General features: G+C 65.5%; 17 protein-coding genes. 7 read left to right on the forward strand and 10 right to left on the reverse strand.

Translation table 11 applies throughout. The annotated features are described in order from the left end of the window. Window positions 1–341: 341 nt before the first annotated feature. The 10 genes from argC to KY389_RS14520 form a co-directional block, all read right to left on the reverse strand. Window positions 342–1,259, reverse strand: a complete 918-nt coding sequence (argC, locus tag KY389_RS14475; RefSeq protein ID WP_219831686.1) for an N-acetyl-gamma-glutamyl-phosphate reductase — start codon at window positions 1,257–1,259, stop codon at window positions 342–344. 75 nt (window positions 1,260–1,334) lie between these two features. Further along, window positions 1,335–1,664 carry a DUF779 domain-containing protein gene (locus KY389_RS14480; protein WP_219831687.1) on the reverse strand — a complete coding sequence of 110 codons (330 nt, stop codon included), beginning with the start codon at window positions 1,662–1,664 and terminating at the stop codon, window positions 1,335–1,337. Then, a complete protein-coding gene (locus KY389_RS14485) occupies window positions 1,639–2,718 on the reverse strand; it encodes a DNA topoisomerase IB (protein WP_219831688.1) in 1,080 nt (359 codons plus the stop codon). Before KY389_RS14485 ends, KY389_RS14480 begins: the two co-directional genes overlap by 26 nt. 94 nt (window positions 2,719–2,812) lie before the next feature. Continuing rightward, entirely contained in the window at window positions 2,813–4,339 is a 1,527-nt protein-coding gene (gene adh, locus KY389_RS14490; RefSeq protein WP_219831689.1) for an aldehyde dehydrogenase, read from the reverse strand. A gap of 113 nt (window positions 4,340–4,452) precedes the next feature. Continuing rightward, window positions 4,453–5,424: a helix-turn-helix domain-containing protein gene (locus KY389_RS14495; protein WP_219831690.1), complete on the reverse strand. Its 972-nt coding sequence runs from the start codon at window positions 5,422–5,424 to the stop codon at window positions 4,453–4,455. Window positions 5,425–5,497: 73 nt separating this feature from the next. Beyond that, window positions 5,498–6,649, reverse strand: coding sequence for an ABC transporter ATP-binding protein (locus KY389_RS14500; protein ID WP_219831691.1), 1,152 nt, complete (start codon window positions 6,647–6,649; stop codon window positions 5,498–5,500). Between the two features lie 12 nt (window positions 6,650–6,661). Continuing rightward, on the reverse strand, window positions 6,662–8,206 hold the full coding sequence (locus KY389_RS14505; RefSeq protein ID WP_219831692.1) for an alpha-amylase family glycosyl hydrolase: 1,545 nt from the start codon (window positions 8,204–8,206) through the stop codon (window positions 6,662–6,664). Further along, on the reverse strand, window positions 8,199–9,332 hold the full coding sequence (locus tag KY389_RS14510; RefSeq protein ID WP_219831693.1) for a carbohydrate ABC transporter permease: 1,134 nt from the start codon (window positions 9,330–9,332) through the stop codon (window positions 8,199–8,201). The genes KY389_RS14505 and KY389_RS14510 overlap by 8 nt, the downstream gene beginning before the upstream one ends. Further along, window positions 9,332–10,324 carry a carbohydrate ABC transporter permease gene (locus tag KY389_RS14515; protein ID WP_219831694.1) on the reverse strand — a complete coding sequence of 331 codons (993 nt, stop codon included), beginning with the start codon at window positions 10,322–10,324 and terminating at the stop codon, window positions 9,332–9,334. The genes KY389_RS14510 and KY389_RS14515 overlap by 1 nt, the downstream gene beginning before the upstream one ends. Window positions 10,325–10,430: 106 nt before the next feature. Beyond that, window positions 10,431–11,786 carry an ABC transporter substrate-binding protein gene (locus tag KY389_RS14520; protein ID WP_219831695.1) on the reverse strand — a complete coding sequence of 452 codons (1,356 nt, stop codon included), beginning with the start codon at window positions 11,784–11,786 and terminating at the stop codon, window positions 10,431–10,433. A gap of 535 nt (window positions 11,787–12,321) precedes the next feature. Here KY389_RS14520 and pqqA point away from each other — a divergent pair. The 7 genes from pqqA to KY389_RS14555 form a co-directional block, all read left to right on the forward strand. After that, entirely contained in the window at window positions 12,322–12,414 is a 93-nt protein-coding gene (pqqA, locus tag KY389_RS14525) for a pyrroloquinoline quinone precursor peptide PqqA (protein ID WP_042250260.1), read from the forward strand. A gap of 98 nt (window positions 12,415–12,512) precedes the next feature. Next, window positions 12,513–13,394 carry a pyrroloquinoline quinone biosynthesis protein PqqB gene (gene pqqB, locus KY389_RS14530; RefSeq protein WP_219831696.1) on the forward strand — a complete coding sequence of 294 codons (882 nt, stop codon included), beginning with the start codon at window positions 12,513–12,515 and terminating at the stop codon, window positions 13,392–13,394. After that, window positions 13,391–14,143: a pyrroloquinoline-quinone synthase PqqC gene (pqqC, locus tag KY389_RS14535; RefSeq protein ID WP_219831697.1), complete on the forward strand. Its 753-nt coding sequence runs from the start codon at window positions 13,391–13,393 to the stop codon at window positions 14,141–14,143. The genes pqqB and pqqC overlap by 4 nt, the downstream gene beginning before the upstream one ends. Then, window positions 14,140–14,433 carry a pyrroloquinoline quinone biosynthesis peptide chaperone PqqD gene (gene pqqD / locus KY389_RS14540; protein ID WP_219831698.1) on the forward strand — a complete coding sequence of 98 codons (294 nt, stop codon included), beginning with the start codon at window positions 14,140–14,142 and terminating at the stop codon, window positions 14,431–14,433. Before pqqC ends, pqqD begins: the two co-directional genes overlap by 4 nt. Further along, the gene (gene pqqE, locus KY389_RS14545) at window positions 14,430–15,566 is read left to right on the forward strand and encodes a pyrroloquinoline quinone biosynthesis protein PqqE (protein ID WP_219831699.1); all 1,137 of its coding nucleotides are present in this window, start codon (window positions 14,430–14,432) and stop codon (window positions 15,564–15,566) included. Before pqqD ends, pqqE begins: the two co-directional genes overlap by 4 nt. A 159-nt stretch (window positions 15,567–15,725) precedes the next feature. Next, window positions 15,726–16,433, forward strand: coding sequence for a response regulator transcription factor (locus KY389_RS14550; protein ID WP_219831700.1), 708 nt, complete (start codon window positions 15,726–15,728; stop codon window positions 16,431–16,433). Then, window positions 16,430–17,118: FIST N-terminal domain-containing protein (locus KY389_RS14555; RefSeq protein ID WP_281426548.1), on the forward strand; the 689-nt coding region annotated here is incomplete at its 3' end. The genes KY389_RS14550 and KY389_RS14555, both read left to right, overlap by 4 nt.

A 17,118-nucleotide genomic window follows, 5' to 3' on the forward strand; every position in this document is an offset into this window, starting at 1 on the left:
AATGGCGCTTGCGCCTCACCCGCTTGTCCGTCCAAGCCGCTTCGTCCGGCGCGCCACGCCATCACCATGGTGTCCACTATCGGTGGTGGACACTGTCCGGCTCTCTCAGGTCGTGGCGGAGCGGAGGGTCAGGTCTGAAGCAATTTTATCTGCAGATCGTAAATCAGGGTCTTTGCAGAAGGGAGGCACCAGATCCCGCGAAAGCGAATCGAAGGAAATGCGGCTTCGCGAAGTTGTCAGAGGGAACTCCTGGCAAAAAGACGCAGACATCCTGGGAGCATCCCTGAATGTCGCGATACCCCATCCTTGCGGCAGTCAATCAATGCTCAAGGTCAATGCGCTCAGAGGCTGGCGGCCTCGTCGAGGCCCAGCATGATGTTCAGGTTCTGCACCGCCGCGCCCGACGCGCCCTTGCCCAGATTATCCAGCACCGCGACCACCGTGGCGCAGCCCGCCGCGTCATCGCCATGCACGCTGATTTCCACCAGATTCGTTCCGTTATGCGCGGTCGGCACCAGACGCGCGCCGATCGCCTCCGAGCGGGTCACGCGGATGAACCTCTGGCCATGATAATGGGCAGCCAGGGCCTGATGCAGCGCGTCGATGCTGCGATTCTGGTCCAGGTGCAGCGGCAGCTGCACGGCCATGCCCTGCGCGAAGTTGCCGACGGCGGGCGCAAAGACAGGGCGGCGGGTCAGACCGGTCTGGCGCATGATCTCGGGGATGTGCTTGTGGCCCTGGCTCAGACCATAGACGAAATGCGCGGGCGCCTCGCCCGATTCATATTCGGCGATCAGAGCCTTGCCGCCGCCCGAATAGCCGCTGACAGCATTGATCGCCAGCGCCTCGTCGGGCTGGATCAAACCGGCCGCGATCAGCGGCGCCAGGATCGCGATGGCGCCGGTCGAATAGCAGCCCGGATTGCTGACCCGACGCGCGCTGGCGATCCGCTCGCACATTTCGGGGGAGAGTTCGGCAAAGCCATAGACCCAGTCGGGATCGACCCGATGCGCCGTCGAGGCGTCGATGATCCGCGTCGGCAGATCGGCGCACAGCGCCACCGCCTCGCGCGCGGCCTCGTCCGGCAGGCAGAGGATCGCCACATCGGCGGCGGCAAAGGCCTCGCGTCTTGCCTGAGGATCCTTGCGGCGAGCGGGATCGACCTGCACCAGACGAATATCGGCGCGACCCCGAAGCCGGTCGCGGATCTGAAGGCCGGTCGTGCCGGCCTCGCCATCAATGAAGACGCTGTAGGTCATGGACGATCCCCCGTTGCGGAACGCAGCCTTCCTAGCGGAAAGCCATGCGCGCCACAACGCCGGGCCGGGGGCGGGTCAGTTGCTGCAGATCGCCGAGCGGGTCAGGAAACGCTTCTCGCGCCCGTTATCCAGGCTGAACATGCCGCCGCGCCCCGGCACCACGTCGATGATCAGGTCGGTATGTTTCCACGCCTCGTATTGGCTGGCCGAGATGTAGAAGGGCGCCCCGCCGATCTCGCCCAGTTTCACGTCCCTTTCGCTGATGCGAAAATCGGTCTGCGGATAGCACATCGGCGACGAGCCGTCGCAGCAGCCCCCCGATTGGTGAAACAGGACGGGGCCGTGATCGGCCACGATCTCCTCGATCAGCTTCAGGGCTTCAGGTGTCGCGCTCACCTTGCTCATGGGTCAGTCTCCTCCTCAAAAGACGCATGACCTGCCGCTCTTCGGGTCGCAGGCCGGGCTTGTCCAGATTGTCGTCGATCCGGCGCCGCAGATCCAGCTTCAGCTCATCGGCAAGATAAGCCTCGATCACGCCGGGATGGACATAACATTTCCGGCAGATCGCGGGCGTATTGCCCAACCGGGCCGCCACGGTTTCGATGGCTTCGCGGATCTTGCGCTGACGGGCGGCATCGCCCTGGACGGCCTCGGCTTCGGCCAGGGCCAGGGCAGCGAGGACGGTCCCGGTCCAGGTGCGGAAATCCTTGGCGGTGATGGGCTTGCCTGTCACGGCGCGCAGATAGAGATTCACATCGGTCGAACTGACGGGGCGGATCTGACCCTCGTCGTCGGTATATTGGAACAGGTGCTGGCCAGGCAGATCCTGCAGGCGCCGAATGATGCGGGCGACGCGCCGGTCGCGCAGACCCAGATCCCATTGCTTGCCGCCCTTGCCACGAAAGCGAAAGCGGATGCTGCTGCCGTTCAGGCGGACATGGCGCCCCCGCAGCGTCGTCAGCCCGTGCGAGCGGTTCTCGCGCGCATAGCTGTCATTGCCGATGCGGATCATGGTGTTTTCCAGCAGATGGACGATGGTGGCCAGAACCTTTTCGGGCGGGGTGCCGCGCAGGCCCATATCGCTGTCCACGCGAGCGCGCAGGCGTGGCAGGGCGCGGGCAAAGTCCAACATGCGTTCGTATTTGGCACTGTCGCGCACCTCGCGGAAATCGGGGTGATAGCGGTATTGCTTGCGCCCCCGCCCGTCGCGTCCGGTGGCCAGCAGATGGCCGCGCGGGTCGGGGCATATCCAGACCTCGGTCCAGGCCGGAGGAATGGCCAGCGCCGCGATGCGCCGTCTTTCGGCCGCGTCGCGGATCGTGCGGCCCCGTGCATCGCGATAAGAAAAGCCCTTGCCCGCCCGGTGGCGGGTGATGCCCGGCATGTCGTCGCTGACATGGATCAGGCCCGCGCTTTCGGCGGCATCCTCGGGGTCGATGATCGTGGTGGATGGGGACATGTCGCACCCGGCTGCCTGTCGCGGGGAAACGCAGCAGAGGCGCGGGCGGTTGCCACAGGGCGGCCCGAATGACAGGCCGCCCCCTGGCGTCGGATCAGAAGAAGCCCAGCTTCTTGGGGCTGTAGCTGACCAGCATGTTCTTGGTCTGCTGATAGTGAGCCAGCATCATGCGGTGGTTTTCACGACCGATGCCCGACTGCTTGTAGCCGCCGAAGGCCGCATGGGCCGGATAGGCGTGGTAGCAATTCGTCCAGACGCGACCGGCCTGAATCGCGCGGCCGAAGCGATAGCAGGTATTGGCATCGCGCGACCACACGCCCGCGCCCAGGCCATAAAGCGTGTCATTGGCGATCGACAGCGCCTCGTCGGCATCCTTGAAGGTGGTCACGGACACGACCGGGCCGAAGATCTCTTCCTGGAAGACGCGCATCTTGTTGTGGCCCTTCAGGACGGTCGGCTTGATGTAGTAGCCGCCCGACAGCTCTCCGCCCAGATCGGCCGCTTCGCCGCCCGCCAGAACCTCGGCGCCTTCCTGGCGGCCGATGTCGAAATAGGACAGGATCTTCTCTTTCTGCTCGGACGAGGCCTGCGCGCCGATCATCGTGGCGCTGTCGCGGGGATCGCCCTGGACGATGGCCGCCACACGCTTGAGCGCACGGTCCATGAAGCGGTCGTAGATCTTTTCGTGGATCAGCGCGCGCGACGGGCAGGTGCAGACCTCGCCCTGGTTCAACGCGAACATCACGAAGCCCTCGATCGCCTTGTCGAAGAAGTCGTCATCCTCGCGGCAGACATCCTCGAAGAAGATGTTGGGCGACTTGCCGCCCAGTTCCAGCGTGACCGGGATCAGGTTTTCCGAGGCATATTGCATGATCAGCCGGCCGGTGGTGGTTTCCCCGGTAAAGGCGATCTTGGCGATGCGCGGATTGCTGGCCAGCGGCTTGCCCGCCTCGAGGCCGAAGCCGTTGACCACATTCAGAACGCCCGGCGGCAGCAGGTCGGCAATCAGATCCATGAAGACCATGATCCCGGCCGGGGTCTGTTCGGCAGGCTTCAGCACGATGCAGTTGCCGGCGGCCAAGGCAGGAGCCAGCTTCCAGGCGGCCATCAGAAGCGGGAAGTTCCACGGAATAATCTGGCCGACGACGCCCAGAGGCTCGTGGAAGTGATAGGCGACCGTGTCGTGGTCGATTTCCGAGATCCCGCCCTCTTGCGCGCGCAGGACGCCTGCAAAGTAACGGAAATGGTCGATGGCCAGCGGCAGGTCGGCGGCCGTGGTCTCGCGGATCGGCTTGCCGTTGTCCCAGGTCTCAGCGGTGGCCAGAAGCTGGAGATTGGCCTCCATCCGATCGGCGATCTTCAGCAGGATGTTCGACCGCTCGGTGGTCGAGGTGCGGCCCCAGGCATCCTTGGCGGCATGAGCGGCGTCCAGCGCGGCCTCGATATCGGCCGCGTTCGAGCGCGCAATCTCGCCGATGCTGCCGCCGGTGATCGGCGTGGTGTTCACGAAATACTGGCCCGATTTGGGCGCGGTCCACTTGCCGCCGATGAAGTTGTCGTAGCGGCTGGCAAAGGGCATGACGCCCACGCCCTTGAATTCATGGGTCTGGTCGTTCGGCATGATTTCCTCCTCTGATATGGCGCCCGGATCTCCCCATCCGGGCTATGCCCCCACTTTGGCGGGCGGGCAGATTCGCGGCAATCGCCCCCGCTTGCCGCAGCGCGTGACCTGTCTCAGTGGCGAGACAGTCTTGCGTCCCTTTCCGCGATTCCCAGCCGGGTCATGCGGCGGTAAAGCGTGGCGCGGCCCACCCCAAGCGCGCGGGCGGCGCGGCTGACATTGCCGTCCGCGCGCGCCAGGGCGCGCATGACGGCGGCGCGCTCGGCCTTGTCGAAGCCCGACAGATCGTCGGGGCGCCCCAGCAGGTCGGCAGCGGGGCGCGGGCGGATCGCGCCCTCGCGTTCCAGTCCCAGGATGCGACGGGCGGCGCGGGTCGCCCCGATGGCCAGATCGTCCTTGTCCACCGCCAGCAGAACCGCCTGGTCGGCCGCGTCCGGGGCCGCGACGACGATCCGGGCGTCGGGGAAGCTGGCGCGAAAGAACATCGTCTCGATGACGCGGGCAGTCTGGGCGACCTGAGCGGCGATCAACCGGTTGAAGCGCGCAGTCTGGTCGGCGCGGGCGCTGCTGACATCCAGCGCGGCAGCAAGGCGCCCATCGGGCCCCCAGATCGGCGCGTCCATGCAGGACAGGCCGGTGTTGCGGGTGTGGAAATGCTCGTCGCGGTGGATCGTGACCTGGCGCCCCTCGGCCAGGCAGGTGCCGATGCCGTTGGTGCCCTGCGCGGCCTCGGACCAGTCATTGCCGGTCCAGAGCCCCCAGTCACTGAACTGCGCGGCATCGCCATCGGCCACGCGATGATCCAGCACGATGCCCTGCGCATCGGTCAGAAGGACGTTGCAACCCGACAGGCAGACCAGTGTGTAAAGCTGATCCAGCTGGGGCGCGGCGAGGTTCAGAAAGACCTGCATCTGGCCCCGGCGCTGCGCGATCTCGGCATCCGACAGCCGGTCCGGGCGGCGGCGGTCCGACGGGTCCAGCCCGTGCTTCATCATCGAACGGCGCCAGGACGCCGCAAGGGCCGAGGTCGCGGATTTCGACTGCGACTGCTCGGCCACGATATCCGCGTGGCTTCGCTGTGTCATGGCTCCTCCCCTGACGGGAGGTTAGCGCAGATTCGCCACCGCGCAATTCACGACTTTGGTCGCAGCGTCGCGGTCATCCCGCCACGGAGGCGCCCGATACGGCCAGGCGTCGCGGCTGATAGGGCGGCAATTCGACCCCGTCACGATACAGAAGCGACTGCCCGTTATGGAACAGGTGCAGCGCCTGCGGATCGGCGGCCAGGCGCACAGGTTGCCCCGTCAGTCCGGGATGGATACCGGGCAGCTTGGCGATGATCGGCGCGGTTTCGGCCTTGGTTCCGAAATAGAGCAGCGTCACCTCGCCCAGAGCCTCGGTCAGATCGACCTTGCCCTCGAACAGGGGGGCGTGATCGGTCTCGGCCATGTCCTCGGGGCGGACACCCAGATTGACAGCCATGCCTTCGTCCCCGGGGCGGGTCGGGATGGCCACTTCGGCCGTCAGACCGCTGTCCAGCGTCACCTGCGTCATCTCGCCCGCGCGGGTCACGCGGCCGGGCAACAGGTTCATCGCCGGGCTGCCGATGAACTGGGCGACGAATTCGTTGATGGGCCGCTCATAAAGCTCCAGCGGCGCGCCAACCTGAGCGATACCGCCACCGGCCAGCACCACGATGCGATCGGCCAGGGTCATCGCCTCGGTCTGGTCATGGGTCACATAGATCATCGTGCGGTCGGGCATCGAAGCCTTGAGCTGCGCGATCTCGATGCGCGTGGCCACCCGCAGCGCCGCGTCCAGGTTCGACAAGGGCTCGTCGAACAGATAGACCTTGGGGTCGCGCACGATCGCCCGGCCGATGGCGACCCGCTGGCGCTGCCCGCCCGACAGCGCCTTGGGCAGGCGGTCCAGATAGGGCGTCAGTTGCAGCATCCGGCCCGCGCGCTCGGTTGCCTCGCGGATCTCGTCCTTCGACTTGCCCGCGATCCTGAGGGCAAAAGCCATGTTGTCGCGCACCGTCATATGCGGATAGAGCGCATAGGACTGAAACACCATCGCAATCCCGCGCTGGCTGGGCGGGATGTCGTTCATCACCTGGCCGTCGATCTGCAGCGTGCCACCGGTAATCTGTTCGAGCCCGGCGATCATCCGCAGCAGAGTGGATTTGCCGCAGCCCGAAGGACCGACGAAGACGATGAATTCGCCAGAGCGGATATCAAGGTTGATATTGCTCAGCACCTTCACGTCGCCATAGGCTTTGGCAACGCCGGTCAGCTTCAGGTCTGCCATGGTCTCCCCCCCTTACCCCTCGATGATCTGAACCTGCCAGGGGTTCAGGCCCCCGGCTTCCTGATCCGACAAATTCGCGCGGATCAGCAGACTTTGCTTGTCGTCGCTGCGCCGGAAGGACAGGACCGGCCCTTCGGCACGCATCTCTGTCATGTTGCCACGGCGCAGCGCGCTATGCTTGCGGCGCAGGCCGATTGCCCAACGGTAATGGTGCAGCATGGATTGCGCGTCGGCTTCCTGCGCGACGACGGTGCGTTGCAGATGCGTATGCGGCACCGGCAGCCAGGGTTTCGCGGTCGAGAAGCCGCCATTCACCCCCATGTCCCAGACCATCGGCGTCCGGCAGCCGTCGCGGCCCTTGAATTCGGGCCAGAACTCGATCCCGTAGGGGTCGCGCAGATCCTCGAAATCGATCTCGGCCTCGGGCAGGCCCAGTTCCTCGCCCTGGTAAAGGCAGACCGACCCCCTGAGGCAGATCAGCACCGTCGCATAGGCCTTGGCCGCCTGGTCGGACAGGTTCCAGCGGCTGATATGGCGCATGACGTCATGGTTCGACATCGCCCAGCAGGGCCAGGAATTGGGCGCAATCCGGTTCAGGCGGTCAAAGACCTCCACGATCGCACCTGCGGGCAGATCCTCGCCCGCAAGAAAGTCGAACACATAGGACATCTGCACCCGGCCCGGAACGCCGGTATATTCCTCCAGCAGTTCCAGCCCGCGCTCGCTGTCGCCGATTTCGCCCACGACGACGGCGCCGAAAGGCTCGATCGTCTGGCGGAATCGCTCCAGAAAGGCCAGGTTCTCGGGCTGGGACTTGCTGTAGCGATGGCTCTGGTGGTTGTAGGGGTTCACCGCAGGCGCGGTATCGGACTTGCGCAATTCAGGCGCCAGGGCTGGGTTGTCGCGCAGTTGCGCGTCATGGAAATAGAAATTGATCGTGTCCAGCCGGAAGCCGTCCACACCTTTTTCCAGCCAGAATTTCGCCACTTCCAGCAGCGCGTTCTGCACCGCGGGGTTGTGGAAGTTCAGGTCCGGCTGCGCGGTCAGGAAGTTGTGCAGGTAATATTGTTCGCGCCGCGCGTCCCATTGCCAGGCGCTGCCGCCGAAGATCGACAGCCAGTTGTTCGGCGGCGTGCCGTCCGGCTTGGGGTCGGCCCAGACATACCAGTCGGCCTTGGCGTTGTCGCGGCTGGAGCGGCTTTCCTTGAACCACGGATGCTGGTCCGAGGTATGCGACAGGACCAGGTCGATCAGCACTTTCAGGCCCAGTTCATGGGCGCGTTCGATCAGCCAGTCGAAATCCTCCATCGTCCCGAAGATCGGGTCGATGCCGCAGTAATCGCTGACATCATAGCCGAAATCCTTCATCGGAGAGGTGAAGAACGGCGAGATCCAGATCGCATCCACGCCAAGGGACGCGACATAGGGCAGGCGCTGCGCGATGCCGGCCAGATCGCCGGTGCCGCTGCCGGTCGTGTCCTGGAAGCTGCGCGGATAGATCTGATAGATTATCCCGCCTTTCCACCAATCCGTCTTCTGTTCAGTCAAGTCATCCACCTTTCACGGACCCGGCCAGCAGCCCGCGGACCAGGTATTTCTGCATCGCGAAGAACACGAGCAACGGCACGGCTATCGAGATGAAGGCCGAGGTTGCAAGGATCTCCCATTCACCTCCGCGCGAGCCCATGAGTTCGCGCAGAAGCCCCGTCATCACCAGCTGCTCGCGCGTGTTGCCCAGAAAGACCGTTGCCACCAGCAGGTCGTTCCAGACCCACAGGAACTGGAAGATCGCAAAGCTGGCCAAGGCCGGAAAGGACAGCGGCAGGATGATGCGCCGGAAGATCTGGAACTCGGTGGCGCCATCGACACGGGCGCTTTCGATCACCTCGCGCGGCAAGCCGACCATGTAGTTGCGCAACAGATAGATCGCCAGCGGCAGGCCGAAGCCGGTATGGGCCAGCCAGATACCCAGATAGCCCTTGCCCAGCCCGATCTCGTTATGCAGGCGCAGAAGCGGGATCAGCGCGACCTGCAAGGGCACGACCAGAAGGCCCACGACCGCCGCCGTCAGCAGCGCGCGGCCGGGGAACTGCATCCAGGCCAGCGCATAGGCTGCGAAGGCCGCGATCAGGATGGGGATGACGGTCGCGGGGATCGTAACCGTCATGGTGTTCATGAAGGCCCGGCCCAAGCCTTCGGCAGTCAGCACGCGCCGGTAGTTCTGGGTCGTGAAGCTGGGCGGTGCCGAAGTCGTGACAAAGATCCGGTCGCCGCGCGTCATCTCGAAGGGCTGCGGCGAGGTCATGCGGTAGCTGCCGTCCTCGGCCACACTCAGCGTTGCGCCATCGCCCAGGTCGGCGGTCTCGCCGGGACGGTATTGCGCGGGGTTGCGTGGACTCGTGCCCCAGGCAATCAGGCGCTGTCCTTCGGGCGTGGCCTGCCCTTCGATCACATAGAGCGGACCGTCCTGCACCTGATCGGCCGCCGTTCCCGACCGGACAAAGCCGGTCTGCTCGCTGGCCGAGAAGCTCTGCCACCAGCCCGATTGCGCGATCTGGTCGCGGTCGCGGAAGGACGACACGAACAGACCAAGCGTCGGGATCGTCCACAGCAGGACCAGAAGGAAGGCCGCAATGTTGACCGCCCAGGTCAGCGAGGATTTCTGTCCGGCCATCCCCTCCATCAGCGGACCTCCTTGCGCGCATTGTAGATGTTCCAGACCATGATCGGCGTGACCAGCAGCATCAGCACGATGGCGATGGCCGAGCCGCGCCCCGCGTCATTGGCGCGGAAGGACCAGTCATACATGTAGTTGGCCAGAACCTGCGTGCCCCATTGCCCGTTGGTCATGACAAAGACGATGTCGAAGACCTTCAGGACGACGATGGTGATGGTCGTCCAGACCACAGCGATGGTGCCCATGATCTGCGGCACCTTGATCCTGAAAAAGACCTGCAACGGGCTGGCGCCATCCAGTATGGCGGCCTCGATCGTTTCCTCGGGAATGCCGCGCAGGGCGGCGGACAGGATCACCATGGCGAAACCCGTCTGGATCCAGATCAACACGATCATCAGAAAAAAGCTGTTCCAACCGGGAATGGTCAGCCAGATCTGCGGCTCGCCGCCCAGCTGCGTGACGATCCAGTTCAACAGGCCGATCTGCGGCTCGCCCGAGGCGCGGTATTCGTAAATGAACTTCCAGATGACGCCCGCGCCGACAAAGCTGATCGCCATGGGCATGAAGATCAGCGATTTGCCGATATTGCCCCATTTCAGCCGGTCGGTCAGCTGCGCTGCCAGCAGGCCGAACAGCGTGGACAATGCCGGAACGACCAGCAGCCACAGCATGTTGTTAACCATGGATTCGCGGAACTTCGCATCGCCCGCCAGCCAGGTGTAATTGGCCGCGCCCACAAAGCGGCTGCCATTGGCGTTGTGCAGCGACCGCCAGAAGCTGTCGATCACGGGATAGACCAGATACATGGTCAGAAACAGGATCGCCGGCCCCAGGAAAAGCCAGGGCCGGATCTGATTGGCCTTGCGGATATTGTCACCGGCCTGCGGGCCGCGCGCGGGATAGATGCGGTCCAGCACCCAGTTCGAGCCCCAGAACCATGCGACGCATCCGAAGACGCCAATGACGATCGTGCTGATCGCCAGCCAGAAAAGCTCCATCCCGTTTACCCCCTTGTCGGACTCGGCGAAGGCGCGCCCGCGATCCTGCCCTGCATAGGTGTGACAACCGCGGCAGGCCCTCCGACCCGCCGCGGCGCGTCTGTCCTCAGTTCAGCGAGGCCCAGGTCTGCTGGATCTGGTCGGCTACCTGCTGTGCCGAGGCGCCGCCGACGAAATCGACCATGCCGGTCCAGAAGGCGCCCGCGCCGATCGCGCCCGGCATCAGGTCCGAACCGTCAAAGCGGAACACCGTGGCATCCAGAAGGATCTGCCCCATCCGGCGCAGCGTGTCGTCGCCATAGGCATCCGGGTTGGCGCCGGTATGCGGCGTCAGGAAGCCGCGCTGGGCCATCCAGATCTCGTGCGCGGCGGGCGTCTTGAGGAACTCGATGAAGGCCTTGGCGGCCGGGTTGTCCGACATCACCGCGAACATCGTGCCGCCGCCCAGCACAGGCTGGCCCAGATCACCCGCTTCGGGCGCCGGGAAATAGAAGAAATCCGCATCCTCGCCGATCACCGTGCCCTCGGGGAAGAAGGTCGGGATGAAGCTGGCCTGACGGTGCATGTAGCAGGCCGGAGGACTGGCAAAGAGACCGTTCGGGCTTTCGCGGAAATCGGTCGCCGTCACCGCGCCAACGCCGCCCGCGACGAAGTCGGGGTTTCTGGCGAACCAGCCGAATTCCTCGATGGCGTTCACCACGATGGGGTCGTTGAACGGCAATTCGTTGGTGGTCCAGCGGTCGTAATCCTCGGGCGAGGCGGTGCGCAGCATCAGATCCTCGACCCAGTCGGTCGCGGGCCAGCCGGTCGCGCCGCCCGAACCCAAACCGATGCACCAGGGCGTTTCGCCATCCTCGGCGATCTGTTCGGTCAGGGCGCGCAGTTCCTCGTAGGTGGTAGGAATCTCATAGCCGGCATCCTCGAAGTTCTCGGGGACGAACCAGACCAGCGACTTCACATCGGCCTTGTAGGGAAAGGCAAAAAGCGCGTTCTCGCCATCCGGCCCGGCATAGGTGCCAAGCGCCTCCCAGCTTTCGCCGGCGGCGTAGTTCTCGCGCAGCCATGCGGCGGTCTCTTCGCCAAGCGGGCGCAGATGGCCGCGCGCCGCCAAGTCGGCGGCAAGGCCCGGCTGGGGGAAAACCGCGATGTCGGGGGGCGATCCGGCCTCGGCGTCGATCACGATCTGCTGCTCGAAACTGTCCGAGCCCGAATAATTCGCCTGCGCGCCGGTGGCGTCGTTGAAATAGGCGATGACCGACTGGAACAATTCCTGGTCGCCACCGAGCCAGGGGCCCATGATGTTGAAGCTCTGGCCCGACAGGTCGCCATGCGCGGCGGCGAAATCCTCGAGGCTTTGCCAGTTGATGCGCTCGTCGCTGCCCTTCTCGATCACAAGCTGCGCCTGAGCCGTCCCGGCCAGCAGCGCGACGATGGCAGCGGTGGTGAAGAGTTTTTTCGTCAAGTCATCCTCCCAAGGTGAACGGGGCCGCAAGGCCCGTTAACGCTAGCAAATGTCAATTCGGAAAGCGTCTGTCAAACGCTTCTCATCGGCATTGGATTTCCTGCCGAAGCGCACCAGAGCCATCCGACGCGACGCGGCAAGGACATCCCCCGCATCTTTCATTGTCTTCAACGCTGTGGCAAGGTTCTCTGCCCCGGCTCAAGCGCGTGATCCATTGTTTGCACGTCGGAAGAGCCTGCCTGAAAGCGCTTTCAATGTCCCGCCGATCCAAGCTGCGTTTGTCCGGTCCGGGGACCGGTGGCGCATTGCTTCGGGCGCTGATTCGCTTTCTTCATCCTCTACCCGCCCGTGCGGCCGGACAAGCGCGCCGGGCCGCCCCATGCACGCATTCCGCCAGGCAGTTGCGCCCCAAGGTCACGCTGATGCGCGAAAAACCGGGGAACCATCAGACTTTGGTCCTGTTGATCCTCGACCGTCGCGTCTTACACTCGGCGTGGTCGCGCTCTGGCGTGGCGGCTATGACAGGAGGATCAACATGGCCTGGACGAAGCCCATTCTGACGGAAATCGCGTGCGGCATGGAAATCAACATGTATGCACCGGCCGAGGACGAACCCGTTCTGTTCTGAGCGGCTCTGACACGTTTCTGAAACGGCCTCGTCCGGCAGGGTCGGGCGAGGCCTTTGCCTCTGATTGTTCTGGATGGCCTGACGGGCAAGGCGGCTTGATGCACATCATCATTCTGGGCGCGGCCGCAGGAGGCGGCCTGCCGCAATGGAATTGCGGCTGCGGCCTTTGCAACGCAGCCCGCGCAGGGCGCATTCCGTCGCTGACACAAAGTTCGGTCGCGGTCAGCGCGGACGGCAAGGCTTGGGCGGTGCTGAACGCCTCGCCCGATATCCGTATCCAGATGGCCGCGACCCCCGCCCTGCATCCGACCGGCTTGCGCGAAGTGCCGCTGCGTTCGGTCCTGCTGACCAATGGGGATATCGACCATGTGGCCGGGCTGCTGACCCTGCGCGAGGCGCAGGGCTATGACCTCTACGCGACGCCCGCCATCCATGCAGCGCTGGCCGCGAATCCGATGATGGCCGCGCTGCGCCCCGATGTGGTGATCCGCCGCGACGTTGCGCTGGATGCCAGCGTCGAACCGGCCCCCGGCCTGCGGGCGACGCTGTTCGCCGTGCCGGGCAAGGTACCGCTGTATCAGGAGAGCGGCACCGTCGAGACCGGCCTGATCGGCGAGACGACCGTGGGGGTCGAGCTGCGCGCCAATGGCCGCCGGGCGCTGTATATTCCTGGCTGCGCCGCGATGCCCGACTGGCTGCGCGACCGGATCGAGGGCGCCGATGCGCTGCTTTTCGACGGCACGCTGTGGCAGGATGACGAGATGATCCGCGCGGGGCTGGGCCATAAGACCGGCCTGCGGATGGGGCACATGGCGGCGCGCGACACGATCGCTGCCCTGGACAGAGTCCGGCTGGGGCAGCGCATTTTCGTGCATATGAACAATTCGAACCCGCTGAACGACCCGGCCAGCCCCGAAAGCGCCAAAGCGCGTGCGGCAGGCTGGCAGATTGCCCGCGACGGAATGGAGATCACGCCATGAACGCCATCCCCGACCAGCCGCAATCGCGCGAGGATTTCGAGGCCCGGCTGCGCGCCATCGGGGCCGAGCGCTATCATGACCTTCACCCGTTCCACCGGCGTCTTCATGGCGGCGAATGCAGCCCCGACGAGGTGCGTGCCTGGGTCATCAATCGCTGGATGTATCAGTCACGGATCCCGATGAAGGACGCCGCCTTCATGAGCCGGGTCGAGGATCCCGACCTGCGCCGCGCCTGGCGCAAGCGGATCGAGGATCACGATGGCGGGCCGACCGAAGGCGGCGGCATCCGCCGCTGGCTGGCGCTGGCCCGCGCGGTGGGGCTGGACCCGGATTACGTCGCCTCGGGCCAGGGGGTCATGCCGGCGACGCGCTTTGCGGTGGACGCCTATGTCCGCTTTGTCCGCGACATGCCGCTGCTGGATGCCGTGGCCGCCAGCCTGACCGAGCTGTTCGCGCCCAGGATCCATGCGCAGCGGATCGAGGGTCTGCTGAAGCATTACGATTTCGCCGACGAGACGAGCCTGTCCTATTTCCAGCGCCGCCTGACCGAGGCGCCCGAGGACGTGAAGTTCGGTCTGGATTATGTCCTGACCCATGCCGACACGCGCGAGAAACAGGATGCTGCTGTGGCGGCGCTGACCTTCAAGACCGATGTGCTCTGGGCGCAGCTCGACGCGCTATGGCACGGCTATGTCCAAGGCAACATCCCGCCCGGCGCATGGCGGCCCGGCCAGGGTATGTTGCCATGACCCCGCTGATCGCGCCGGCCGACATTCCCTATCTGCCGCGCGGCGTGCGGCTGCAACGCGACCGCGTGCGCGACATCACGGTGCTGCAGGCGCCCGAACGCGCCCTGCGGCTGGATGCGGTGGGCGAGGCGATCCTGTCCGAACTGGACGGCATCCGCAGCATGGCCGACATCTCCGCCGCGCTGGCCGCGCGCTATGATGCGCCCGAAGCACAGATCAGCGCGGATATGCGCGACTTCCTGACCGGCCTGATCGAGCGCCGGATGGTCTTTGTGAAAGGCGCCCCATGAAGGACCGGCCCGCCCAGCCCGCTGACATCGACGGCAATCCCGTCACGCCCGGCCTGCCCATGGCCATGCTGGCCGAGATCACGCATCGCTGCCCGCTGGCCTGCCCCTATTGCTCGAACCCGATGGAACTGGTCCGTGCGGGCGCCGAGATCTCGGCCGAGGATTGGGGTCGCGTCTTTCGGCAGGCCGCCGATCTGGGCGTGCTGCAGGTCCATATCTCGGGCGGCGAGCCCGGCGCGCGGCGCGATCTGGCGCAGATCGTGGCCCATGCGCGGGATGCCGGGCTTTACGTCAACCTCATCACCTCGGGGATCGGAATCACCGAGGACCGGCTGCGGGAACTGGACGATGCGGGCGTCGATCACGTCCAGCTGTCGTTGCAGGGCATCCGCCCGGACATGGCCGACCGCATCAGCGGCCATCCGGGGTCTTGGAACAAGAAGATGGCCTTTGCCGAATGGGTGACGCGGATCGGCTTTCCGCTGACGATCAACGCCGTGGTGCATCGCCAGAACATGGAACGCCTGCCCGAGATGCTGGAGCTGGCCGAAGGTCTGGGCGCGCGCCGGATCGAAGTGGCGACGGTCCAGTTCCATGGATGGGCCGACCTGAACCGCGACGCGCTGATGCCCACGCGCGAACAGGCCGTCTTTGCCCGCCGGATCGTGGACGAAGGGCGGCTGCGCCTGCGCGGGCGCATGGTGATTGATTACGTCCCCGCCGACCATCACGCGGTCTATCCCAAGGCCTGCATGGGGGGCTGGGGCTCGACCGGGCTGAATGTCGGACCCGACGGCACGGTCCTGCCCTGCCACGCCGCGCAGTCGATTCCGTGGATGCGGTTCGAGAACGTGCAGGACCGCAGCCTGTCGGACATCTGGCACCTCTCGGACAGCTTCAACGCCTTTCGCGGCACCGCCTGGATGCCCGAACCCTGCCAGAGCTGCGAGCGCAAATCGGTCGATTTCGGCGGCTGCCGCTGTCAGGCCATGGCACTGGCGGGCGATGCTCGGGCGACCGATCCGGTCTGCTCGCTTTCGCCACTTCATGCCAGCGTCGTCGAGGCCGCCGAGGCCAGCGCGGCAGGCCCGACCGACAGCCTGGTCTATCGCCGCATGTCGCGCGCCGACTAGGATCTGCGCATCGCGCAATACGACTTTCGTCCGAGATTCCGGCTTGCTTTGTGCGGGTTGCGCCCTAAGATCGTGGGCGCGGCGCGGCTCGGGGGGGGCTTGGCGCCGGGGCCGGGAAACCGGCCTTGAACGTCCGATCTCACCTCTGGGAGGAACGCCATGAATGCAACAGCCGGTCACGCGCCGCCGTTGCCCTCGCAGCGGCCCGATGCCAGTCAGGTCCGCGACATCCTGATCGTCGATGACCACCCCCTGATGTGCGATGCGCTGGCCCTGACGCTGCGCATCAGCTTTGGTCTGAAACAGGTCCGCACCGCCCGCAGCCTGGCCGCGGCGCTGGAGCAGATCCGCACCGAAGGCGCGCCCGACGCGGTCATCCTGGACCTGAATCTTCCCGATGCGCGCGGCAGCGAAGGTATCGTGACGCTGCGCCGCCGCCTGCCGGATGTGCCGATCACGCTGATTTCGGCCGACCTGGAACGCGCGATGATCGCCGCGGTGATGGCCGCAGGCGCACAGGGCTATATCAGCAAGTCCCTCTCGCGCGAGGCGCTGGTGGACAGCCTGCGCCGCATGTGGGCCGGCGAATACGTCACGCCCGAAGGCTATGATCGCGGAACCGACGACCCGGAAGAGGAAAGCCGCAGCGAATTGATGCGCCGCTTCGCCTCGTTGACGCCGCAGCAGCTGAAGATCCTGCGCCTGATCTGCAAGGGCCGCGCGAACAAGGAAATCAGCCACGAACTGGCCATCGCCGAAGCGACCGTCAAGACGCATGTCTCGGCCATCATGTCCAAGATCAAGGCGCGCCGCCGCACGCAGGCCGTGCTGTTGGCGAATTCGATCCGGCTGTTCGAGACCGGATGACCCATACCGGCCCGGAGGTGAAGGAGGGCGCCGCCGGGCCGGTGGCCGTGCAGGCCGACCGCGGCGGGACCGACACGGTTCCGACTCTGCTGGCCGGCCTGCGCGCCGTCAATCCCGCCCTGATCCTGATCTTCGGACCGCGGGGCGATGATCTGGCCGCCCTGGCGCGCGGGCTGGCCCCTCAACTGCCCCCGGGTTGCGTTCTGGCCGGCTGTTCCTCGGCCGGAGAAATCGGTCCTGAAGGCTATGCCTCGGGCAAGGTGGTCGCGCTGGGCTTCCCCGCCCGCCATTTCCGCGCCAAGGCGATCGTGCTGGACCGCCTGTCTGCCATTCCGGTGGCGGAATGGATGGCCGGTCTGGGCCGGATGCAGCGCGACTTCAACGCCGATCCAGCGCGATCGGTCTTTGGCCTGATGCTGGCCGACGGGCTGGCCGGGCAAGAGGACGTGCTGGTCTCGACACTGGATGCGGCCTTGCCCGCTGTGCCTGTGATCGGCGGCTCGGCCGGGGATGGGCTGGATTTCCGCGACACCGCGATTCTGGCGGGCGGCCAGGTTCTTCGAGACGCCGCCGTCTTTCTGCTGGTCGAGACCGATCTGGCAATCCAAGGGGATGTCCCGATGAATGTTGAAATCGGGTCGGGGCAGCGTTGCCGGGCTCATGGTTGGGCGGCCGCTGCGGTGTG

It is taken from the genome of Paracoccus bogoriensis (assembly GCF_019431455.1).
In the GTDB taxonomy this organism is placed as follows: Bacteria; Pseudomonadota; Alphaproteobacteria; order Rhodobacterales; family Rhodobacteraceae; genus Paracoccus; species Paracoccus bogoriensis.